The sequence below is a fragment of the Blautia sp. HCP3S3_G3 genome (assembly GCF_052063365.1).
In the GTDB taxonomy this organism is placed as follows: Bacteria; Bacillota; Clostridia; order Lachnospirales; family Lachnospiraceae; genus Blautia_A.
In genome coordinates this window covers 186,411-207,999 of sequence record NZ_JBQHXR010000002.1, presented here as the reverse complement: position 1 = coordinate 207,999, position 21,589 = coordinate 186,411, and the positions used below count along the sequence as shown (strand labels likewise).

Genomic DNA, 21,589 nt, shown 5'->3' with positions numbered 1-21,589 from the left:
ATTATAATGCAGTTTTAAAAATATTCCGTAACATTATACGACAAAGTTTTCAAAATGACAATGTTAAAGTTCCACAAGGATTCTTCTCACTGACGGTTGAAATTTAGGATAAATCAAGATATACTGATACATGATCAAATAAAAAGAAGAGGAGCAGAAATGGCAGAATATAAACTGATAAAAACAGAAGGCAGGGCGAAACGTGCAGAATTCCATACCGTACACGGAACAATACAGACCCCTGTTTTTATGAATGTTGGAACGATTGCAGCGATCAAAGGCGCGGTTTCCACTACAGACCTTCAGGAAATCGGCACACAGGTGGAGCTTTCCAATACGTATCACCTTCATGTGCGCCCAGGAGATCAGGTTGTCAAGCAGCTTGGCGGACTTCATAAATTTATGGTGTGGGACAAACCGATCCTGACGGATTCCGGCGGATTCCAGGTATTTTCCCTTTCCGGTCTGCGCAAGATTAAAGAAGAAGGTGTTTATTTCCGTTCTCATATTGACGGACATAAGATTTTTATGGGACCGGAGGAAAGCATGCAGATTCAGTCCAATCTTGCGTCTACCATTGCCATGGCTTTTGACGAGTGCCCCAGCAGTGTGGCAGACCGGGATTATGTACAGAAGTCTGTTGAGCGGACCACCAGATGGCTGGCCCGTTGTAAGGAAGAGATGACAAGGCTGAACAGTCTTCCGGATACGATCAACAAAGAACAGCTTCTTTTTGGTATCAACCAGGGAGGTGTTTATGAAGATATCCGTATTGCGCATGCACAGCAGATTGCGGAAATGAATCTGGACGGTTATGCCGTCGGAGGACTTGCTGTTGGCGAGACGCATGAAGAAATGTACCGTATACTGGATGAAGTGGTGCCATATCTTCCGCAGGATAAGCCGACATATCTCATGGGAGTGGGAACACCGGCCAATATTCTGGAAGGAGTGGAGCGCGGTGTGGATTTCTTTGACTGTGTATATCCCAGCAGAAACGGACGCCACGGGCATGTGTACACCAACCAGGGGAAACTGAATCTGTTTAATGCCCGGTATGAGCTGGATTCCCGGCCGATTGAGGAGGGATGTCAGTGTCCGGCATGCCGTCACTACAGCAGAGCCTATATCCGTCACCTTCTGAAAGCGAAGGAGATGCTGGGCATGCGTCTCTGCGTGCTTCATAATCTGTATTTTTATAATCATATGATGGAAGAAATCAGAGATGCACTGGATGCCGGTAATTTTGCAGAATATAAAAAAATGCGCCTGGAAGGTTTTGAGCAGGGAAATATTCCTGAAAAAATGTGAAAACTACTTGAAGTATCAAACTTTTTTGTGTATGATATCCTATAGTGTTCCTGAAATTCGGAACAAGAATGACTGAAACAGGAGGAAATAACATGGACGCACAGAGCGGAGCAAGTCTGGGAATGATGATTATCTGGATGGTTTTGATTTTTGGTATGATGTACTTTTTGACGATCCGTCCTCAGAAGAAAGAACAGAAGAGACTTCAGGCAATGCTGAACAGCATGGAAGTAGGCGACAGCATTATGACCACCGGTGGTTTCTATGGTGTGGTAATCGACATGACAGAGGAAGATGTCATTGTTGAATTCGGCAATAATAAGAACTGCCGTATCCCAATGAGAAAACAGGCTATCGCAGAAGTAGAGAAATCTGAGCAGGCATCTGCATGATTTTCTGCCCGAAGTGATGGAGAAAGAAGTAAGTACTGCTGACGTGGTACTTACTTTTTTATATGTAAAATTCCTGTACAGACCAGAGAATTGTGGAGATTTTGCAGAGTTTTGGTCATGATTTGTTCCAATCTGGATATTTTTTCACTTTAATAGGTTGAAATCATGGAAAAAGTGCGTTATTATAATAACAATACTCTGGCGGAACGGTTACAGGCGGTATGTAAGCAGAAGGTCTGACACGTGAAACGCCATAGAAGGAGAGGAAATTGTTATGGAATGTAAGATTGCATTGATTCCCGGTGATGGAATCGGACCGGAAATTGTAAGAGAAGCTAAAAAAGTTCTGGATCAGGTTTGCGAAAAATATCACCATACATTTACATATTCAGAAGTTCTTCTGGGAGGCGCCTCCATTGACGTACATGGTGTTCCGCTGACAGAAGAAGCGATTGCACAGGCGAAGGCATCTGATGCAGTTCTGATGGGCTCCATCGGCGGAGATGCGAAGACATCCCCGTGGTATCAGCTGGAACCGTCTAAGAGACCGGAAGCAGGTCTTCTGGCTATCCGTAAAGCCCTGAATCTTTTTGCGAATCTCCGTCCCGCATATTTATATAATGAATTAAAAGCAGCCTGCCCGCTGCGCGAGGATATTATCGGCGATGGATTTGACATGATCATTGTCCGTGAGCTTACCGGCGGTCTTTATTTCGGAGAGCGCAGAACCGTAGAAGAGAACGGGGTAAAAAAAGCCATTGATACCCTTTCTTATAATGAAAATGAAATCCGGCGTATTGCAGTCAAAGCTTTTGAGATCGCTATGAAGCGTTCAAAAAAAGTGACCAGTGTTGACAAAGCCAATGTTCTGGATTCTTCCCGTCTCTGGAGAAAAGTAGTAGAGGAAGTTGCGGCAGATTATCCGGAAGTGACTCTGGAGCATATGCTGGTGGATAACTGCGCAATGCAGCTTGTCCGTGATCCGAAACAGTTTGATGTCATTCTGACAGAGAATATGTTTGGTGATATTCTTTCTGATGAGGCAAGCATGGTAACCGGTTCCATCGGAATGCTTTCCTCCGCAAGTCTTAATGAGACGAAATTCGGTCTTTATGAGCCGAGCCACGGTTCTGCACCGGATATTGCAGGACAGAACAAGGCAAACCCGATCGCAACCATCCTTTCCGCAGCCATGATGCTCCGTTATTCTCTGGATCTTGATGCGGAAGCCGATGCAGTGGAAGCTGCTGTTCAGAAAGTTCTGACAGACGGATATCGTACCGGTGACATTATGTCAGAAGGCTGTACTCTCGTGGGAACAAAAGAAATGGGCGATCTAATCGCAGCAGCAATCTGATCTTTCGTTTTATGGTATTTTGAGAAAATATCTGCAGATGCAGACAGCATAATTATAAAAGGAGTGGAAATATGAGAAGTGATGCAGTAAAAAAAGGCTCACAGCAGGCACCGCACAGGTCCCTGTTTAATGCTCTTGGAATGACAAAAGAAGAAATGGAACGTCCTCTGGTAGGTATTGTAAGTTCTTACAATGAGATCGTACCGGGACACATGAACCTTGATAAAATCGTAAATGCAGTAAAACAGGGTGTTGCCATGGCAGGTGGAACCCCTGTTGTCTTCCCGGCAATTGCTGTCTGCGACGGTATTGCCATGGGACATATCGGTATGAAATATTCTCTGGTAACCCGTGATCTGATCGCAGATTCCACAGAGTCTATGGCTCTTGCACATCAGTTTGATGCACTGGTTATGGTGCCGAACTGTGACAAGAATGTTCCGGGACTTCTGATGGCTGCAGCCAGAATTAACGTACCTACCGTATTTGTCAGTGGCGGCCCGATGATGGCCGGACACATTGACGGTCACAAGACAAGTCTTTCCAGTATGTTTGAGGCAGTCGGCGCTTATGCGGCGGGAACTATTGATGAAGAGAAGCTGACCGAATGGGAAAACAAAACCTGTCCTACCTGCGGCTCCTGTTCCGGTATGTATACCGCGAACAGCATGAACTGTCTGACAGAAGCCCTGGGCATGGGTCTTCGCGGCAACGGAACCATCCCGGCAGTTTATTCCGAGAGAATCCGTCTTGCCAAACATGCAGGAATGCAGGTAATGGAACTTTATCGTCAGAACATCCGTCCGAGAGATATCATGACAAAAGACGCGATCCTGAATGCACTGACAGTTGATATGGCACTTGGATGCTCTACCAACAGTATGCTTCATCTTCCGGCAATCGCTCATGAGATCGGTATGGATTTTGATATCAGCTTTGCAAATGAGATCAGTGAAAAGACTCCGAATCTCTGCCATCTGGCACCGGCAGGCCCGACCTACATGGAAGACCTGAATGCAGCCGGCGGTGTATATGCAGTGATGAATGAACTGGCAGAGGCAGGACTTCTTCATACAGACTGTATGACAGTAACCGGAAAAACCATGGGCGAAAATATCAAAAACTGCGCGAACCTGGATCCGGAAGTCATCCGTCCTCTTGACAATCCATACAGCAAAACCGGCGGACTTGCCGTACTGAAAGGAAATCTTGCTCCAGACGGCGGCGTTGTAAAACGTTCCGCAGTGGTTCCGGAAATGATGGTGCACGAAGGCCCGGCCCGTGTATTTGACTGTGAAGAGGATGCGATCGAAGCAATCAAGAGCGGTAAGATCGTAGCGGGTGATGTGGTAGTGATCCGTTACGAGGGACCGAAAGGCGGTCCTGGTATGAGAGAAATGCTGAATCCGACTTCTGCAATCGCAGGTATGGGACTTGGTTCCTCTGTGGCTCTGATCACAGACGGACGTTTCAGCGGTGCCTCCAGAGGTGCCTCCATCGGACATGTTTCTCCGGAAGCAGCAGTAGGCGGTCCGATTGCACTGGTGGAAGAGGGCGATATCATCAGCATCAATATTCCGGAGATGAAACTGGAAATCAAAGTTTCCGATGAAGAAATGAAGGTAAGAAAGGATAAATGGCAGCCGCGTGAGCCAAAGGTTACTACCGGTTATCTTGCAAGATATGCAGCAATGGTAACTTCCGGCAACAGAGGTGCTATTCTGGAAATACCAAAGGCGAAATAAGGAGGTAATAAAATGCAGCTGACAGGTGCAGAAATCATCGTAGAATGTCTTAAAGAACAGGGTGTTGATACTGTTTTCGGATATCCGGGCGGAGCGATTCTGAACGTTTATGATGCACTTTATGAATACAAAGATGAAATCACGCATGTACTGACATCCCATGAACAGGGTGCTTCCCATGCGGCAGACGGATATGCCCGTGCAACAGGAAAAGTAGGTGTCTGCATGGCAACTTCCGGACCTGGTGCCACAAATCTGGTAACCGGAATTGCAACCGCATATATGGATTCTGTTCCGATGGTGGCGATTACAGCGAACGTTGGCAAGGCTCTTCTTGGTAAGGATTCTTTCCAGGAAGTGGATATTGCCGGAATCGTTATGCCGATCACTAAGCACAGTTATATTGTAAAGGATATCAACCAGCTTGCAGATACCATGCGCAAGGCATTCTGCATTGCAAAAAGCGGACGTCCGGGACCGGTACTGGTGGATGTGACCAAGGATGTGACAGGAGCGAAATGTGAATATACGCCCCGCCGTCCGGCAACGATCCACAGGGAAATCAGTGAGGTTCATAAATCTGATATAGATACAGCAGTACAGATGATCTGCAGTGCACGGAAACCGTTTATTTTTGTAGGCGGAGGTGCTGTTATTTCGGATGCTTCCGAGGAAATTGCAGAACTGGCGCACAGAATTGATGCCCCGGTTTGTGACAGTCTGATGGGCAAGGGCGCATTCAGCGGAGAGGATCCTCTGTATACCGGTATGCTTGGAATGCATGGAACCAAAACTTCCAATCTGGGTGTCAGCCAGTGTGACCTTCTGATCGTGCTGGGTTCCCGTTTCAGCGACCGTGTAACCGGAAATGCCAAGAGCTTTGCTAAAAATGCGAAAATTCTTCAGATCGATATCGATGCTGCCGAAATCAATAAAAACGTAGTGGTTGACGCTTCTATTGTCGGCGACGTCAAGGAAGTCCTGAAGAAAATTCTGGCAGATGTTCCGGAGAAAAAACATACCGAGTGGGTTTCTCAGATTCAGCAGATGAAAGAAAAATACCCGCTGAAATATGATCATACACAGCTGACAGGACCGTATATCATTGAGAAACTGTACGAACTGACAAAAGGTGATGCAATCATTACGACAGATGTAGGACAGCACCAGATGTGGGCAGCACAGTATTATAAATATAAGGAGCCTCATACATTCCTGACCTCCGGCGGCCTTGGAACGATGGGCTATGGTCTGGGTGCTGCTATCGGTGCCAAGATGGGAAGACCGGATAAAACGGTTGTAAATATTGCAGGTGACGGATGCTTCCGTATGAATATGAATGAAATTGCAACAGCAGTTCGATGCGGCAGACCGCTGATCCAGATTGTACTGAACAATCATGTGCTCGGTATGGTACGCCAGTGGCAGACACTGTTTTATGAAAAGAGATATTCTCATACGATTCTGAACGACGCAGTGGATTTTGTGAAGATTTCAGAAGGTATGGGTGCAAAAGCCATTCGTGTGACAAAAATGGAAGATGTAGAGCCTGCATTGAAAGAGGCTCTTGCGTCTGACGGACCGGTGGTTCTGGATTGCTGGATCGACCAGGATCTCAGTGTATTCCCAATGGTTCCGGCAGGGGCTAATATTGACGATGTATTCGACGAGGAGGATATGAAGAAAGATGAGCAGAGTATATAATTTTTCCGCAGGACCGGCTGTTTTGCCGGAAGAGGTATTAAAAGAAGTTGCAGATGAGATGCTGGACTACCAGGGAACAGGGATGTCCGTTATGGAAATGAGCCACAGAAGTGCTGCTTTTCAGTCAATCATTGATGAAGCTGAGAAAGATCTTCGTGAGCTGATGAACATTCCGGATAATTACAAGGTTCTGTTCCTTCAGGGAGGTGCCTCCCAGCAGTTTGCCATGATTCCGATGAACCTTATGAAAAACAAAGTGGCAGACTATATCGTTACCGGACAGTGGGCAAAGAAAGCTTACCAGGAAGCGCAGAAGTACGGCAAGGCCAACAAAATCGCTTCTTCCGAGGATAAGACTTTTTCCTATATTCCGGACTGCAGCGATCTTCCGATCAGCCCGGATGCGGATTATGTTTATATCTGCGAAAACAATACGATTTACGGAACCAAATATAAAACACTTCCAAATACAAAAGGAAAAACACTGGTGGCAGATGTTTCTTCCTGCTTCCTTTCTGAACCGGTAGATGTAAGCAAATACGGTATAATCTACGGTGGTGTGCAGAAGAATATCGGACCTGCAGGTATGGTCATTGTGATCATCCGTGAAGATCTGATCACAGAAGATGTCCTTCCGGGAACTCCTACTATGCTGACTTACAAGACCCATGCAGATGCAGGTTCTCTTTACAACACTCCGAATGCATATTGCATTTATGTCTGCGGCAAAGTATTCAAATGGCTGAAGGCAATGGGCGGTCTGGAAGAGATGAAGAAAAGAAACGAAGAAAAGGCAAAAATTTTGTATGATTATCTTGACCAGAGCAAAATGTTCCATGGAACGGTTGTGGCAGAAGACCGCTCTCTTATGAATGTTCCGTTTGTGACAGGTGATAAGGATATGGATGCCAAATTTGTAAAAGAAGCAACCGCAGCAGGTCTGGTGAATCTGAAAGGACATCGTACCGTAGGCGGCATGCGTGCAAGTATTTACAATGCTATGCCGAAGGAAGGCGTAGAAGCCCTGGTTGCTTTTATGAAAAAGTTTGAGGAGGAGAATGCATAATGTTTCAGTATCATTGCCTCAATCCCATTGCAGATAAAGGATTAAATCTTTTCAGTGATAATTACAAAAAAACAGAAAGCCTGGAAGATGCAGACGCTGTTCTGGTGAGAAGTGCCAAAATGCATGATATGGAGCTTCCGTCCAGTGTCAAAGCCATTGCCCGTGCAGGAGCCGGTGTCAATAACATTCCGATCAAAGAATGCGCAGAGCAGGGAATCGTGGTATTCAATACACCGGGAGCCAATGCCAATGGTGTAAAGGAACTCGTTCTTGCAGGTATGCTCCTTGCTTCCCGTGATATCGTTGGAGGTATTGAATGGGTTGCCCAGCAGGAAGATAAGACCGATATTGACAAACGTGCGGAAAAACAGAAAAAACAGTTCGCCGGATGCGAGATCAGCGGAAAGAAACTGGGTATTATCGGACTTGGTGCCATTGGCGCCATGGTTGCGAACTCTGCTTCTCTTCTGGGGATGGAAGTGTATGGCTATGATCCGTACATCTCCATTGATGCGGCATGGAATTTGAGCCGTACCATTAAGCACAGCAAAACTCTGGATGAAATCTACACCCAGTGTGATTATATTACGATTCATGTGCCGCTTCTGGACAGCACGAAGAAAATGATCAACAAAGAGGCTTTCACAAAGATGAAAGACGGCGTTGTTCTTCTGAACTTTGCCCGTGACCTTCTGGTAGATGAAGAAGCCCTGATCGAAGCTCTTGAGAGCGGCAAGGTGAAAAAATACGTGACAGACTTTGCAAATCCTCTGGTAGCAGGAAGAGAGGGAATTCTGGTGACGCCTCATCTTGGTGCATCTACAGAAGAGTCTGAGGAAAACTGTGCAGAAATGGCTGTGAAGGAACTCCGTGATTTTCTGGAAAACGGAAATATCAGGAATTCCGTAAACTTCCCGAACTGTGATATGGGTACCTGTGTGACCGTTGGAAGAATTTCCATTACCCATAAAAATATTCCGAATATGATCAGCCAGTTTACCAAGATTCTGGGTGAGGAGAACATCAATATTGCGGATATGACCAATAAGAGTAAAGGAGAATTTGCTTATACTTTGATTGATCTGGAAAGTGCTGCTTCCAAAGGAGCACTGGATGCGCTTGCTGCAGTAGAGGGTGTTTCCAGAGTTCGCGTGATCAAATAAAAAGTGATTCCGGGGAGGATTCAGTCAGATGAAAAAAACGAAAACCGGTAAAACGGCAGGAAAGATGAAATGGAATCCGAAGTGGAATAAAATTGCCGGAAAATGGAAGAAAAGAATCCGTCATGTCGGGTGGCTGCCAAAAATATATCATAAAAGAAAGCGCATCGGAGATGCTGTTTACAGCGTGATGTATCTTGCTTCCAACTGGAAAAGTAAATGAGATTGTGAAGATATAATGATAACATTGAAAAACCCTCCTGGTAATCTGGAGGGTTTTTCTTGTGTGTACAATACCGCATATTAATGGTATAATACAAACACGCTCTAAGATTGGAGGAATGTTCAATGACTTACGACTTTACAGTTCTATTCAAAGACGAGCCTGTCAGTGCCGAAATCATGTATGTATCATTCAGCCGGAAGCTCTGAAGGAACTCAGGCCAAATATTATATGGATGGAAAGTGGTTCAAACAAGATTTAAATGGATATGAGAGCGAAGCAGAATATCTTATATCGTGTTTGCTGGACTGTTCGAATGTATGTGACTATGTCTCATGTGAAGAATGTCTTATTAATGGAAAGAAAGGCTGTGTATCAGAAAGCTTTCTAAATGAAAATGAGGCATTCATAACATTTGAGCGATTGCACCAAATATATACCGGAAGACATATGATTGATGAAGTCATGGTGCTTAATGATATAGAAGATAGGATACAATATGTGAAAGATTTCATATTAAGTAATACTGGTCTTGATGTATCCAGTTATCTCTCAAATATATTTTCTCTTGATGCATTAACATTAAATTATGACAGACATTTCAATAATCTTGGAATTATATATGACAGTGAAAGAGAAATATATAGAGAAGCGCCTATATTCGATAATGGAGCCGGTCTGTTAAGCAACGTATCAAGATTTCCATTATTTAAATCTATTGATGAAAATGTTGGAAATATTGCAGGTCAACCGATATGCGCAAATCTTGATTTGCAGGCATATTACGCTGGAATTACACTCAGAATAGATTACCGGATGTTTGAGAATCAATATTTAAAATACATGAAACCATCAAGAGCGATTGAAATCTTGGAATATCAGCTAGAGCATAAGCGTTCTTGGATTCCCAACTTTGAAAAAATTGAAATCGAAGAATAGTGTTAATGCCTTGTTAGAAAATACGCTCTAGAACCTACGCAAGAGCCAACGATGAAATGAAACGGCAGGGACAAAAGAAATTTTACTCCTGATATCTTGAAGAAAAGAGCAGACTCTCTGATTACAGGGAATCTGCTCTTGACTTTATAACAGAAAAAAGTTCTTATATTGGAGATAAGACTCTCCATGCAGTATTTCTCAGCGTCCGCTTTCTGCGATGAAATCAAGTACGTTCTGGCGGGACGGCATTACACGGAGTGCACCCTTGCGTGTAGTGATGAGAGATGCTGCAGCATTGGCAAAGGTCAGAAGTTCCATAAGATTCTCTTCCGTAAGATCATCAAGGCCATGTTCCAGCACGTAATTCAAAGAACTTGCACAGAAAGTGTCTCCTGCACCTGTAGTCTCAATGGTGTTTTCCTGAAGGAACGGAGCTGCCTCTACGCGGAGATTCTTGTAGTATGCGCGGCTGCCGTCTTTTCCCATGGTGATGAGAACAAGCGGGATATTATATTTCTCACGGATCAGTTTTGCACCTTCGTCGTAGTCGGTGGTACCGAACAGGAATTCTACTTCATTATCGGAAATTTTCAGTACATCACATTTGGTCATGCCATATTCGATTTCGGCTCTGGCGTCATCCAGAGATTTCCAGAGAGGCGGGCGGAGATTCGGGTCAAAAGTAATAATACAGCCGGCATCTTTGGCTACTTCAATGGCGTGACGGGTAGCTTCTCTGACACCCTCATGGGTGGAAGAAAGTGTTCCGAAGTGGAAAATACGGGAATTGCGGATCAGGTCTTCCTGTACTTCGGATTTTTTGAGCATCATGTCTGCGCCCGGATTACGATAGAAAGAAAAATCTCTGTCTCCGTCCGGATAAGTATGTACAAAAGCGAGGGTGGTATGAACTTCTTCATCCATAATCAGGTTGCGTGTATCAATTCCGACTTCTTCTACAGCATTTTTTAACTGGGTTCCGAACATGTCTTTGCCGACTTTGCCGATAAAAGCGGTTTTTTTGCCAAGGCGTTCCAGCATAGCAAGAACATTACATGGGGCACCGCCGGGGTTGGCTTCCAGCAGCGGATTGCCCTGAGAGCTGGTTCCATTTTCCGTAAAGTCAATTAATAATTCGCCAAGGGCGGTCACATCATATAATCTGTTTTCCATTGTAAAACTCCTCCTAGAAACAAGTATAATCTGTAACGGTCCGTTTGTGGGATGATTGCCGAACAGTTACTGCTATATCCAATTTATCGCAGGAGCGGGCGTTTGTCAAATAAATTCCTTTATTTTTATTTATTAAGATTCAAGGTTATTCATCTGAGCATGCGGAGCGGCGGGCTGTCAGAGCAATCAGCATATCAGCAAGTGTCATGAGGTCTGCTGAGAGAACCGCCACTTCATTTTCATCGAGGCACTGAAAAATTCTGCATGCTATGCTTCTGCTTCTGCCACAATCTGTTCCAGTATCTGAATCAGATCCGCCAGTGAATGGATTTGCACATTGCGCTGAAGAATGACGTTTTTCAGATCAACAGAAAGCGTTTCAAATTTATCCCGGACTTCCGGTGCAATATAAGATGCCATGAGACCACCTCCAGTAGAAAATAAATAATAGTTTTAGGATCCACAGGATCCTTTTGGAAATAGGATGTGCAGGAAGAATAGGTTTTATTCACATTGTATTTATCATGCAGCACAGGATAGCAACTGTAAAAATGCATATTTTGTTAAAAATAAAAAAATCACTTGCTTTTTTGCGAAAATACGGTATAATATCATTTGTGTTGAACACAAGCTGAAATAGCTCAGTCGGTAGAGCACTTCACTCGTAATGAAGGGGTCGTGAGTTCGAGTCTCATTTTCAGCTTTGTATAAAAGAGCCAAAATCCTTAGTCATACTTGGGAGTGGCTCTTTTTATTTGTTCTGAAAAATCATAATCAAATGATTGATGCCACGGCAAAAGCCGGGGCGCATCTGTTTATCTGCATTTGAAATCAATCGGGCTGTCAATCTGGGTAGCAGCCTGAAATTCATGTCTGTGATGATCCTGCTCTTCCGTGAAGTCTTTGATAAAGTGAACATGTTTTCCGTTTCCTACCGGAATGGCACCGGATGTTTTTTCGCAGAATTCATGAAAATGCTCATCATCAAAATCTGTGCGGAATTTTACTTCATGGAAATGATCGGATTTGTCAGGAGTATATTTTGCTTCATCGGATACGGTACAGAACCTGTGATTATGACAGCTGTGGCATTCATGGAAGATTTTTGTACTTCCGGATAATTCATGGACATGTTTTTGCTCTCTGCAATTCATTTTTTCAGGCATGAGAAAACTCCTTATTTTGGGTACACAATATCATATGCCAAAACAGCAGATTTGGCAGAAAAAACGTGCATTTCAGGAGAGTTTATGATAGTATAAAGGATGGTAATGAGAGGTGAACCTGAAATGGATTTAATAGAACAAAGAATACTTGATATCATAGACCGTCACCGGGAAGAAATCCTTTCTTTTGCGAAAGACATCGAACAGCATCCAGAACCGGGATTCGAAGAAATGAGAACGGCGGAAAAAGCTGCAGAATTTTTGAGTTCTCTTGGGTATGAGGTACAATCCGGGCTTGCACGCACAGGGGTTCGAGGAGACTGGATAAAAAAGGAAGGACCCAATGTGACCATTATCGGAGAAATGGATGCAATCGGTTGCAGGACACATCCCAAAGCAGATCCGGAGAATGGAACAGCACATGCATGCGGACACCATGCGCAGCTTGCAGCTATGATCGGTGCTTCACTGGCACTTGCCGATGAAGATGTCAGGGCTTCACTGTCAGGGTCCGTTTCTTTTTTTTCCGTGCCTGCGGAAGAATACATAGATGCCGGAAAAAGAGAACGACTGAAAAAAGAAGGAATCGTTTTTACAGGTTCTGGAAAAAGCGAACTGATACGTCTTGGAGCTTTTGACAGAACGAATCTGGTGATGACGACACATGTACATATGGTACCGGTAAAAGAAGATTTTTATCTGGGAAATCCTGCGTGCAATGGTTTCACAGCAGAAAAAGTGATAGTTCGCGGAAAGGCAGCCCATGCAGCCATTGATCCCTGGAATGGAGTCAATGCCCTGAGCATTACCACCAGTGCAATCCAGATGATGGGACTGATGCGGGAGACTTTTCGCGAGGAAGATCATGCCCGGCTTCATAATGTGATACGAAAGGCCGGAGATGTACTGAACAGCGTTCCAGATGAAGCAGTTGTGGAGACGAAGGTACGCGCCTCTTCTCTGAAACGGATCGAGGAAATCCGGGACATGGTCGACCGTGCTTATGATGGCGCCGCGTACGCTTTTGGCGGAACGGTAGAAAGAGAAGTCCTTCAGGGATATATGCCGATTCTTCCGCGGAAGGCAGACAGGGTTATGGTGGAAGCCATGCAGGATCTGAAGAACTGGATACAGAAAAAGTCCGATCAGAATACTTCCGGGGATCTTTCCTGGAGGGAAGTACAGGAAGGGGACTTCAATAACGCCTGTACAGATGTGGGGGATCTCAGCCATCTGTTTCCCGTACTGAATTTTACATTTTCCGGTTTTGAAGGGAAGCTTCATGGAGCAGATTTTCGCATTGTTGATGAGGAAAAGGCGTATATTCTTCCGGCTATGCTTCTGGCGCTTACCACTTATAAGCTGCTGAAAAACGGAGCATCAGAAGCAAAAAAGATTATAGAGGATTTCCATCCGGTATTTGACAGGGAAAGCTATGTACGTTATGTACAGGAACATCATTCATACAGTCACATTGACGGAAAAGAATCCTGAAAGGGATAGGAGCATGGTATGACAGAGATTTGTTTGGAATTAAAAAATATAAAAAAAAGATTCGTTGCAGAAAAGGGTGTATTGAAGGGAATCAGTCTGTCGGTGGCAAAAGGAGAATTTATTACGCTTCTGGGCGCTTCCGGCTGCGGAAAGACAACGACTCTGCGTATTATTGCAGGTCTGGAAGTACCGGATGAGGGACAGGTATTTCTGGAGGGGAAGGATGTCACAGCACTGGAACCGGAGCAGAGGGATGTCAACACGGTTTTTCAGAATTATGCCCTGTTTCCCCACATGAATGTGGAGGACAATATTGGTTATGGACTGAAATTGAAGAAAGTCCCCAAAAGTGAAATTCGTCAGAAGGTATCGGAAATGCTGGAACTTGTACAGCTTTCCGGATATGAGAAGCGCAGACCGTCAGAACTTTCCGGCGGGCAGCGTCAGAGGGTGGCCATAGCAAGGGCTCTGGTGAATAATCCGAAGGTTCTGCTTCTGGACGAACCGCTCGGTGCTCTGGATCTGCAGCTTCGAAGAGCGATGCAGGTGGAACTGAAACGTCTGCAGAAGAAACTGGGAATTACTTTTATTTATATCACGCATGATCAGGAAGAGGCGATTAATATGTCTGACAGAATCGCCGTGATGAATTATGGAAAATTTGAACAGGTGGGAACTCCGGATGAGATCTACAATCATCCGAAGACCAGTTATGTGGCTTCTTTTGTGGGAAATGCCAATATTCTGGAAGGAACAGTGAAAAAAACAGAGGGAACCAAAGCAACGGTGCAGCTTTGCGGCGGAGACGCCCTGGTAGAAACCGGAGGGGAGAATCTGATCATCGGAGAACCTGTTACGATTGCGGTAAGAAGTGAGAATATCCGCCTGGACGAGACGGGAAGTGTGGGACTTGGAGCGGTTGTTCATGAAAAAAGCTTTGCAGGCGGGCAGCTGCGCGTGACACTGGAACTTTCTGATGGAACAGAAGTCGTGGCAAGTCGTTATGGCATTGATGCAAATGTCAGCGTGGGACAGAAGGTCTGCTGGAATTTTTCAGCAGAGGATGCAGTACTGGTAGATCGTCCGGAGGAAACAAACAACAATCAAAAATTGAAATCCTCTTTAAAGGATCATGCCGGGACATCCGGGGAGGTGCCAAATGCGTAGGCGAAAATTCGGTGCTCTCTGGATGATTCTTCCGCTGTATGTGTTTACGCTGATCTTTGTGGCAGGACCCTTGATCTATATGATTGCGTTAAGCTTTGCGGAAGCAAATGAAGTTCACGGAGTGAACTGGATCTTTACCCTGGATAATTACCGGAAAATACTGGAACCGGTATATCTGGATACATTTCTGCAGTCGTTCCGTCTGGCAGTGACCAGTACCGCGATTATCTGTCTGGTGGGGTATCCATTTGGTTATTTTATGGCGAGAATGCCGGAAAGCCGCAGAAAAAAAGCAATGCTGTTTCTGATGCTTCCTTTCTGGGTGAATTCCCTGATCCGTTTGTATGGATGGATTATTATTCTCCAGAAAAAAGGAATTCTGAATCATATTCTGCAGTCTCTGGGACTGATCGAGAAGCCGATTTCTTTTCTTTACAGTTATCCGGCCATTGTTTTTGGCATGGTATATGCGCTGCTGCCGTTTATGATTCTGTCTGTATATTCCAGTGCGGAGAAAATGGACTGGTCTCTGGTTGAAGCAGCCAGAGATCTGGGGGCATCCCGAACAAAGGCTTTCTGGACGGTGACTTTCAAACTGACGGTTCCGGGATTGTTATCCGGTATCATTCTGACGTTTATTCCGTCTATGGGGCTGTTCTTTATTGCGGATATTCTGGGAGGCAATAAAATCGTTCTTGTGGGAAGTCTGATCCAGGAACAGATGACAAGAGCAGGAAACTGGCCTTTTGCAGCCGCTATGGCAGTAGTTATGATGGTGCTTACGACAATCATGATTGTGATGTACCGCAGAATCAGTCATGTGAAGGAAGTGGAGGGAATCGGATGAATGAAAACAGAATGAAAAAAAATTCAAAGTTTGCCGGTTTTTATCTTGGGCTGATTTTCTTTTTGATGTATCTTCCCATTGGTGTGGTTGTTGTGTTTTCTTTTAATGAATCAAAATTGCCGGTGCGTTTTACCGGTTTTTCCACGCAGTGGTATGAAAAGCTGTTCCATAATAGTGCCATGCTGGAGGCTTTGTGCAACAGTCTGATCCTTGGTGTCTTAAGCTGTCTGATCTCTGCAGTGATCGGTACGCTTGGAGCAGTAGGGCTTTCCAGGATCCACTGGAAAACAAAGGGTGTGATGGAATACATTTCGATTCTCCCTCTGATGACACCGGAAATTATTCTGGGTATGGTTCTTATGGCATTTTTCTATATGCTGAATCTGCCTTTTGGCATGCTGACCCTTCTGATCGGTCATACGATATTTTGTGTTCCGTATATTCTGATGGAGGTAAAAGCGCGGCTGGCAGGTATGGACCCCGCACTGGAGGAGGCTGCCCGGGATCTGGGAGCCAGTCCGTTCCGGGCTTTTCAGGATATTACACTGCCGCTGATCATGCCGGCGGTGCTTTCCGGATCATTGCTGGCTTTTGCCATGTCCATGGACGATGTGGTCATCAGTATTTTTATTAACGGACCAAAGGTCTCTACACTGCCGATTAAAGTATATACGCAGCTGAAAACAGGAGTAACCCCGGAAATCAATGCACTCTGTACGATCATGCTGGGAGTGACTCTGATTGCGCTTGTACTGTATTTTCTGGTTCGCAGAATCGGAAAGAAAAACAGAATGGAATAGAATTCCGGAAAAAAGAACTTATAAAAATTCTGGAAAAAAGAACTTTTTCTTTTCAAGACAGAAGAAGTGAGATATACTTTTAATGAGATTCGTATCTGCCGTATTTGCGGCAATAGGGAATTTAGAATGGAGGATACTATTATGAAAAAAATCGCAACAGGTGTGTTATGTGCAGCTTTGGCAGCCTCTTCCATGACAGTGCCGGTTCTGGCAGATGATCAGGAAATGGTGCTGTATACCTGGGAAGGAATGTTCCCGCAGGAGGTTCTTGACGGATTTCAGGAAGAAACAGGGATTAAACTGATTTATTCCAATTTTGATACGGACGAGACGATGCTGGAAAAACTTTCCATGGCAAAAGGCGGCGATTATGATGTGATTATCGCAGACGATTATATTATTGAGGCCGTAGTTCAGGAAGGTCTTGCAGAAAAACTGGACAAAGAGAAACTTACCGGATATGACAATATCAATCCGCTTTATCAGGGACAGTTTTATGATCCGGATGATGAATATACTGTGCCGTATGGCGCGGGAATTCCGCTGATCGTTTATGATCCGGAGATGGTGGATATTGAGATCAAGGGCTACAGTGATCTCTGGAATCCGGAGTTGGAAGACAGCATTGCTCTGACTGCAAATTATCGTGTGATCAATGGGATTACCAATCTGACCCTTGGCAAGAGCATGAATGAGGAAGATGTGGATTCTATTAAAGAAACAGGAGAGAAACTTCTGGAGCTGGCACCGAATGTGCGCCTGATTCAGGATGACAATACACAGAATGCACTGTTAAGCGGTGAAGCAAGCGTGGCATTTCTTTATACTTCTCAGGTGATGGCAGCACTTGCAGAGAATCCTGATCTTCAGGTAGTATATCCGGAAGAAGGCCTTGGATTCGGAATTATGGGAATGTTTATTGCCAGTGATGCGCCGAATAAAGATGCCGCATATCAGTTTGTGGATTATATTCTGCAGCCGGAAATTGCCGCACAGTGTTTTGATTATATGGGATATTACTGCACCAATAAAGCTGCAGATGAACTGGTGGATCCGAAGCTGGTTGTTCCGGATTCTGTTTCCAGCGGTGAAATTGTGCAGAATGTAAGTCAGGAAGCAGAAGAACAGTACAATAAAAACTGGACAGAATTCAGAGCTGCCTGCGATTAAGAGTAAAGTAACAGGGGGATGAGGAGATGGAAATCTACAAGGGGACGGCTACCTTTCCGGGAATTGCGATCGGCAGACTGCTGATTTATCAGAGAGCAGAGTATCAGATCCGTCAGTATCTGGTCAGCAATGTAAAAAAAGAACTGGATGACTTCAGTTCTGCACGGATCCGGGTGAAGGAGCAGCTTGAGGCCCTTTATGAGCAGTATCAGGGGATTCAGGAGGCGGAGGCGAGGACGTTTCTGAACCAGTCGAAGCTTCTGAATCCGGGAAGTTTTCAGAGAGCAGTGGAAAGTATGATCGTATCTGAGAAGGTCAATGCGTCTTATGCGGTTATGACGACCAGAGATGAGCTTACCAATACATTTCGCAATCTGGAAGATCCGCTTATCCGGGAACGCATCAATAACATCCGGGAGATTTCCAACCGCCTGATTGAGGTGCTTGGCGGGGATTCAGTGAAAATCGATCTTGGTGATGAGCCTGTGATCGTGGCATCAGAATCCATTCTTCCTACTGAGATGATGGAAATGGGCAAGGAGAAATTACTTGCCATTGTGACATACCAGGGTTCCAGCGATTCCCATACTGCCATTATGGCAAAAACAATGGGAATCCCGGCACTGGTAGACATTGAACCGGGAGAAGACTGGGATGGAGCGCAGGCAATTGTAGACGGATATACAGGGACACTGTATGTGCATCCGGATGAAGAACTGAAAAAAGAATATGAAATCCGTCAGAAAGAGGATCTGAAGGAGCGGGAGGAACTGCTGGCTCTGAGAGAGGCCAAAGATGAGACCCTGGATGGCAGACAGGTGAAGCTTTATGCAAATACAGGGAGTCTGGACGATCTGAATAATGTGCTGTTTTACGGAGCAGAGGGAATCGGGCTTCTGAGAAGTGAATTCCAGTATCTTGGCAGGGAAAATTACCCAAGGGAAAATGAACTGTTTCTTGCCTACAAGAAAATTGCGGAAACCATGGGAGACAGGCTGGTTGTGATTCGGACTGCAGATCTTGGTGCAGATAAAAAAGCAGATTATATGGATATCCCGGATGAAATTAATCCGATTATGGGAAACAGAGGAATCCGTCTGTGTCTGGACCGCAGAAAAATGTTCAAGGCACAGCTTCGCGCAATTTATCGTGCCAGTGCGTTTGGAAATCTGGCTGTCATGTATCCCATGCTCAGTTCTGAGGAGGAACTGGATGAGATTGAAAAGATCATCGATGAGGTAAAAGAGGGCCTGAAGCAAAAGGGAGTTCCCTTTAAAGAGATTATGACAGGAATCATGATCGAGACTCCGGCTGCTGTGATGATCAGCCGGGAACTGGCGAAGCGTGTGGATTTTTTAAGTCTTGGAACCAACGATCTGACACAGTATACTCTTGCGATGGACCGCCAGAATCCTCTTTTGAGGAATAAATATAATGATCATCATCCGGCAATTATGCGAATGGTTCAGATGGTTGTGGAGGAAGGGCATAAAGAGAACTGTAAGGTGTGTATCTGCGGAGAGCTGGCAGCGGATACTGCTCTGACAGAAACTTTCCTGCGAATGGGTGTGGATGCTCTGTCTGTTGTTCCGGCATGTATTCTTCCGGTGCGCAAGGCAATCAGAAATACGGATCTTCGGAAATAGGTGAATCAATGAAGAGTAAAGTAATTCTTCTTCCCTGTGATTCGTACAGGGAAGATCTTGTTTATGAGAACTTAAAAAAAGGTCTGGCTCTTCTGGGCGGCCTGAAAACAATGTTATCTGAAGAAGAGAAAATTCTTCTGAAACCGAATCTGCTGAAAAAAGCAGAAGTGGAGAAAGCCGTCATTACGCATCCGGCGGTAGTAGCTGCTTTTGGACGGATTCTGCGGGAAGAAGGCTATCAGAATGTGATACTTGCGGATTCCTGCGGAACGGGAAATACGGTAAAAGTAATCCGTGGAACAGGGATGGATACGGCTCTTGAGAAGCTTGGAATTCCTGCCGTTGATTTTACAGAAGGGGTACATGTGGATTATCCGGAAGGAATTCAGGCAAAAGAATTCATCATTCCCAGGGAACTTCTGGAATCGGATTGTGTGATTTCTCTGTCAAAAATGAAAACGCATGCTCTGGAACGAATCACCGGTGCGGTAAAAAACAGTTACGGATTTATCTTTGGCATGAACAAAGCCATGGGACACACCCGATATCCAAGTGCAGACAGTTTTGCGCGAATGCTGGTGGATCTGAATAAATATGTGAAGCCGCGTCTTTATATTATGGACGGAATCATGGCAATGGAAGGAAACGGACCGGGTTCCGGGGATCCTGTTCCGATGAATATGATGCTGATGTCCACAGATCCGGTGGCGCTGGACAGCGTATTCTGTTCCCTGGTGCATTTGAAACCGCAGATGGTGCCCACGAATTATCATGGTGAAAAAATGGGACTTGGTGTGTGGAGAGAGGAAGATCTGGAACTGTACACTCCAGATGGCAGAATTACTCTGGAAGAAGCAGTGAAGCGATACGGCAATCCGTCTTTCCATGTGGACAGAAGACCGGTACGTCATGGAATCTGGGAAAAAATGGCAAAGGCGCTGAATATTTTTCAGAAGAAGCCGTACATCGAAAAAGACCTGTGTATCCGCTGCGGTGTCTGTGTAAACAGCTGTCCTGTTCTGGGAAAAGCAGTGGATTTTAAAAACGGAAAAAATCAGCCGCCGGTCTATGATTATAAAAAATGTATCCGATGCTTCTGCTGTCAGGAGATGTGTCCGAAAAAGGCCATTAAAGTGAAGTAGAGGTATTCATAAAAACAACTCCCGCAGAGTGAGGTTTCCGCGGGAGTTGTTTTTATTACATTACAGGGATAAAATAAAGCACAGAATTTTTATAAAAGGTTGAGGATTTCTGCAGTTTTACGAATATATTCCGGAGTAGTACCGCAGCATCCGCCGATCAGTGTAGCTCCGCTCTCAACAAGAACTTTCATATGACGGGCGAAATCCTCCGGCTGCATGGAATAAATGGCATTGCCCTGATCATCAATAAACGGCATGCCTGCGTTGGGTTTGGCAATTACAGGGATGGAAACATTTTCGCAGATATTGCGTACTACCGAAACAAGCTGATCCGGACCAACAGAACAGTTGAGTCCTACGGCACTGGCTCCGGCACTCTCCAGTGCAAGTGCTGCTTCTATGGCATTGCCTCCGCTGAAAATGCTGCCGTCTGCTTCTACCGTCATTGAGCACATGATAGGGAGTGAGCAGACAGAATGCGCTGCATCGACAGCTGCGAGAGTTTCTTCAATATTGATCATGGTTTCTGCAACAAGGCAGTCCACTCCTGCATTCTCAAGGAAACGGATCTGTTCGCAATAATTGTCAAACGCCATTTCATAAGTATATTCCCCGTTATCTGTGAGAATCTGTCCGGTTGTGGTGATGTCACCGGCAACATAGGCACGATGTCCGACAGCTTCCCGGGTATAGGCAACGAGAGTCCGATTAAGTTCTTCCAGTTTTTCTTCCAGTCCCCGCTGTCTGAGTGTCAGGCGACTGGCGCTGAAGGTCGGTGCATAAACGATGCGGGTACCTGCATCAATATAAGCTTTCTGCAGCTCCTGCAGGATTTCTTTATGTTCCATGATCCAGAGTTCCGTACAGATTCCCCGGGGCATTCCATGCGCCATCAGGTAGGAACCTGTCGCTCCGTCCAGGAGAACAGTATTCTGTGTAAGTCGTTGAAATTCTTCTTTTGTCATGAGTTTCCTCCTTTATTTTCAGCGATACTTGTGTATCAGTTTAGAAGCGGCTAAACTAGTACATCGTTTTCGAAATAACTACACCAAATAACTTGCCTATTTCTCCGATTGCGCATGATAAA

Annotated in this window: 20 protein-coding genes and 1 tRNA gene; 17 read left to right on the top strand and 4 right to left on the bottom strand. The window is 45.1% G+C overall.

Annotated features, from left to right (window positions below; genetic code table 11):
• Window positions 1-159 precede the first annotated feature (159 nt).
• From tgt to ACTNEW_RS04650, 9 genes are all read left to right on the top strand, one after another.
• A complete protein-coding gene (tgt, locus tag ACTNEW_RS04690) occupies window positions 160-1,311 on the top strand; it encodes a tRNA guanosine(34) transglycosylase Tgt (RefSeq protein ID WP_441058492.1) in 1,152 nt (383 codons plus the stop codon).
• A gap of 92 nt (window positions 1,312-1,403) precedes the next feature.
• The gene (yajC, locus tag ACTNEW_RS04685) at window positions 1,404-1,703 is read left to right on the top strand and encodes a preprotein translocase subunit YajC (RefSeq protein ID WP_441058490.1); all 300 of its coding nucleotides are present in this window, start codon (window positions 1,404-1,406) and stop codon (window positions 1,701-1,703) included.
• Window positions 1,704-1,977: 274 nt separating this feature from the next.
• Window positions 1,978-3,060: a 3-isopropylmalate dehydrogenase gene (gene leuB / locus ACTNEW_RS04680; RefSeq protein ID WP_441058488.1), complete on the top strand. Its 1,083-nt coding sequence runs from the start codon at window positions 1,978-1,980 to the stop codon at window positions 3,058-3,060.
• A 71-nt stretch (window positions 3,061-3,131) separates the two neighbouring features.
• The gene (gene ilvD, locus ACTNEW_RS04675; RefSeq protein WP_441058486.1) at window positions 3,132-4,805 is read left to right on the top strand and encodes a dihydroxy-acid dehydratase; all 1,674 of its coding nucleotides are present in this window, start codon (window positions 3,132-3,134) and stop codon (window positions 4,803-4,805) included.
• Window positions 4,806-4,817: 12 nt separating this feature from the next.
• Window positions 4,818-6,509, top strand: a complete 1,692-nt coding sequence (gene ilvB / locus ACTNEW_RS04670) for a biosynthetic-type acetolactate synthase large subunit (protein WP_441058484.1) — start codon at window positions 4,818-4,820, stop codon at window positions 6,507-6,509.
• Window positions 6,493-7,575, top strand: a complete 1,083-nt coding sequence (gene serC / locus ACTNEW_RS04665; RefSeq protein WP_441058482.1) for a 3-phosphoserine/phosphohydroxythreonine transaminase — start codon at window positions 6,493-6,495, stop codon at window positions 7,573-7,575. The genes ilvB and serC overlap by 17 nt, the downstream gene beginning before the upstream one ends.
• Window positions 7,575-8,738: a phosphoglycerate dehydrogenase gene (locus ACTNEW_RS04660; RefSeq protein WP_441058480.1), complete on the top strand. Its 1,164-nt coding sequence runs from the start codon at window positions 7,575-7,577 to the stop codon at window positions 8,736-8,738. The genes serC and ACTNEW_RS04660 overlap by 1 nt, the downstream gene beginning before the upstream one ends.
• 28 nt (window positions 8,739-8,766) lie before the next feature.
• Window positions 8,767-8,958: a hypothetical protein gene (locus ACTNEW_RS04655; protein WP_441058478.1), complete on the top strand. Its 192-nt coding sequence runs from the start codon at window positions 8,767-8,769 to the stop codon at window positions 8,956-8,958.
• Window positions 8,959-9,189: 231 nt separating this feature from the next.
• Complete coding sequence (locus ACTNEW_RS04650) at window positions 9,190-9,897, top strand: hypothetical protein (RefSeq protein WP_441058476.1); 708 nt, start codon at window positions 9,190-9,192, stop codon at window positions 9,895-9,897.
• A 198-nt stretch (window positions 9,898-10,095) separates the two neighbouring features.
• On the opposite strand, the gene ACTNEW_RS04645 is transcribed toward ACTNEW_RS04650, so the two are convergent.
• Both ACTNEW_RS04645 and ACTNEW_RS04640 read right to left on the bottom strand, forming a co-directional pair.
• Window positions 10,096-11,070 carry a carbohydrate kinase family protein gene (locus tag ACTNEW_RS04645; protein ID WP_441058474.1) on the bottom strand — a complete coding sequence of 325 codons (975 nt, stop codon included), beginning with the start codon at window positions 11,068-11,070 and terminating at the stop codon, window positions 10,096-10,098.
• Between the two features lie 267 nt (window positions 11,071-11,337).
• Complete coding sequence (locus ACTNEW_RS04640; protein WP_441058472.1) at window positions 11,338-11,490, bottom strand: molecular chaperone GroEL; 153 nt, start codon at window positions 11,488-11,490, stop codon at window positions 11,338-11,340.
• A gap of 210 nt (window positions 11,491-11,700) precedes the next feature.
• Here ACTNEW_RS04640 and ACTNEW_RS04635 point away from each other — a divergent pair.
• A tRNA-Thr gene (locus ACTNEW_RS04635) sits at window positions 11,701-11,773 on the top strand.
• Between the two features lie 112 nt (window positions 11,774-11,885).
• Here the strand turns inward: ACTNEW_RS04635 and ACTNEW_RS04630 are convergent.
• Window positions 11,886-12,236, bottom strand: coding sequence for a YmaF family protein (locus ACTNEW_RS04630; protein WP_441058470.1), 351 nt, complete (start codon window positions 12,234-12,236; stop codon window positions 11,886-11,888).
• A gap of 123 nt (window positions 12,237-12,359) precedes the next feature.
• On the opposite strand from ACTNEW_RS04630, the gene ACTNEW_RS04625 reads away from it, so the two are divergent.
• The 7 genes from ACTNEW_RS04625 to ACTNEW_RS04595 all read left to right on the top strand — a co-directional run bounded on the left by ACTNEW_RS04625 (window position 12,360) and on the right by ACTNEW_RS04595 (window position 20,502).
• The gene (locus tag ACTNEW_RS04625) at window positions 12,360-13,730 is read left to right on the top strand and encodes an amidohydrolase (protein WP_441058468.1); all 1,371 of its coding nucleotides are present in this window, start codon (window positions 12,360-12,362) and stop codon (window positions 13,728-13,730) included.
• An 18-nt stretch (window positions 13,731-13,748) separates the two neighbouring features.
• Entirely contained in the window at window positions 13,749-14,897 is a 1,149-nt protein-coding gene (locus tag ACTNEW_RS04620) for an ABC transporter ATP-binding protein (protein ID WP_441058466.1), read from the top strand.
• Window positions 14,890-15,744, top strand: coding sequence for an ABC transporter permease (locus ACTNEW_RS04615; RefSeq protein WP_441058464.1), 855 nt, complete (start codon window positions 14,890-14,892; stop codon window positions 15,742-15,744). The genes ACTNEW_RS04620 and ACTNEW_RS04615 overlap by 8 nt, the downstream gene beginning before the upstream one ends.
• An 11-nt stretch (window positions 15,745-15,755) precedes the next feature.
• A complete protein-coding gene (locus tag ACTNEW_RS04610; protein ID WP_441058709.1) occupies window positions 15,756-16,544 on the top strand; it encodes an ABC transporter permease in 789 nt (262 codons plus the stop codon).
• A 141-nt stretch (window positions 16,545-16,685) separates the two neighbouring features.
• Window positions 16,686-17,714: an ABC transporter substrate-binding protein gene (locus ACTNEW_RS04605; protein ID WP_441058462.1), complete on the top strand. Its 1,029-nt coding sequence runs from the start codon at window positions 16,686-16,688 to the stop codon at window positions 17,712-17,714.
• A gap of 26 nt (window positions 17,715-17,740) precedes the next feature.
• Complete coding sequence (ptsP, locus tag ACTNEW_RS04600) at window positions 17,741-19,360, top strand: phosphoenolpyruvate--protein phosphotransferase (RefSeq protein ID WP_441058460.1); 1,620 nt, start codon at window positions 17,741-17,743, stop codon at window positions 19,358-19,360.
• 8 nt (window positions 19,361-19,368) lie between these two features.
• A complete protein-coding gene (locus tag ACTNEW_RS04595; RefSeq protein ID WP_441058458.1) occupies window positions 19,369-20,502 on the top strand; it encodes a DUF362 domain-containing protein in 1,134 nt (377 codons plus the stop codon).
• Between the two features lie 89 nt (window positions 20,503-20,591).
• Here the strand turns inward: ACTNEW_RS04595 and ACTNEW_RS04590 are convergent, their stop codons facing one another.
• The gene (locus tag ACTNEW_RS04590; protein ID WP_441058456.1) at window positions 20,592-21,467 is read right to left on the bottom strand and encodes a homocysteine S-methyltransferase family protein; all 876 of its coding nucleotides are present in this window, start codon (window positions 21,465-21,467) and stop codon (window positions 20,592-20,594) included.
• Between the last annotated feature and the right edge of the window lie 122 nt (window positions 21,468-21,589).

Bases quoted from the DNA above. Each gene is read 5' to 3' on its own strand.
- tgt (WP_441058492.1), top strand. From the start codon at position 160: ATGGCAGAATATAAACTGATAAAAACAGAAGGCAGGGCGAAACGTGCA.
- yajC (WP_441058490.1), top strand. From the start codon at position 1,404: ATGGACGCACAGAGCGGAGCAAGTCTGGGAATGATGATTATCTGGATG.
- leuB (WP_441058488.1), top strand. From the start codon at position 1,978: ATGGAATGTAAGATTGCATTGATTCCCGGTGATGGAATCGGACCGGAA.
- ilvD (WP_441058486.1), top strand. From the start codon at position 3,132: ATGAGAAGTGATGCAGTAAAAAAAGGCTCACAGCAGGCACCGCACAGG.
- ilvB (WP_441058484.1), top strand. From the start codon at position 4,818: ATGCAGCTGACAGGTGCAGAAATCATCGTAGAATGTCTTAAAGAACAG.
- serC (WP_441058482.1), top strand. From the start codon at position 6,493: ATGAGCAGAGTATATAATTTTTCCGCAGGACCGGCTGTTTTGCCGGAA.
- ACTNEW_RS04660 (WP_441058480.1), top strand. From the start codon at position 7,575: ATGTTTCAGTATCATTGCCTCAATCCCATTGCAGATAAAGGATTAAAT.
- ACTNEW_RS04655 (WP_441058478.1), top strand. From the start codon at position 8,767: ATGAAAAAAACGAAAACCGGTAAAACGGCAGGAAAGATGAAATGGAAT.
- ACTNEW_RS04650 (WP_441058476.1), top strand. From the start codon at position 9,190: ATGGATGGAAAGTGGTTCAAACAAGATTTAAATGGATATGAGAGCGAA.
- ACTNEW_RS04645 (WP_441058474.1), bottom strand. From the start codon at position 11,070: ATGGAAAACAGATTATATGATGTGACCGCCCTTGGCGAATTATTAATT.
- ACTNEW_RS04640 (WP_441058472.1), bottom strand. From the start codon at position 11,490: ATGGCATCTTATATTGCACCGGAAGTCCGGGATAAATTTGAAACGCTT.
- ACTNEW_RS04630 (WP_441058470.1), bottom strand. From the start codon at position 12,236: ATGCCTGAAAAAATGAATTGCAGAGAGCAAAAACATGTCCATGAATTA.
- ACTNEW_RS04625 (WP_441058468.1), top strand. From the start codon at position 12,360: ATGGATTTAATAGAACAAAGAATACTTGATATCATAGACCGTCACCGG.
- ACTNEW_RS04620 (WP_441058466.1), top strand. From the start codon at position 13,749: ATGACAGAGATTTGTTTGGAATTAAAAAATATAAAAAAAAGATTCGTT.
- ACTNEW_RS04615 (WP_441058464.1), top strand. From the start codon at position 14,890: ATGCGTAGGCGAAAATTCGGTGCTCTCTGGATGATTCTTCCGCTGTAT.
- ACTNEW_RS04610 (WP_441058709.1), top strand. From the start codon at position 15,756: ATGAAAAAAAATTCAAAGTTTGCCGGTTTTTATCTTGGGCTGATTTTC.
- ACTNEW_RS04605 (WP_441058462.1), top strand. From the start codon at position 16,686: ATGAAAAAAATCGCAACAGGTGTGTTATGTGCAGCTTTGGCAGCCTCT.
- ptsP (WP_441058460.1), top strand. From the start codon at position 17,741: ATGGAAATCTACAAGGGGACGGCTACCTTTCCGGGAATTGCGATCGGC.
- ACTNEW_RS04595 (WP_441058458.1), top strand. From the start codon at position 19,369: ATGAAGAGTAAAGTAATTCTTCTTCCCTGTGATTCGTACAGGGAAGAT.
- ACTNEW_RS04590 (WP_441058456.1), bottom strand. From the start codon at position 21,467: ATGACAAAAGAAGAATTTCAACGACTTACACAGAATACTGTTCTCCTG.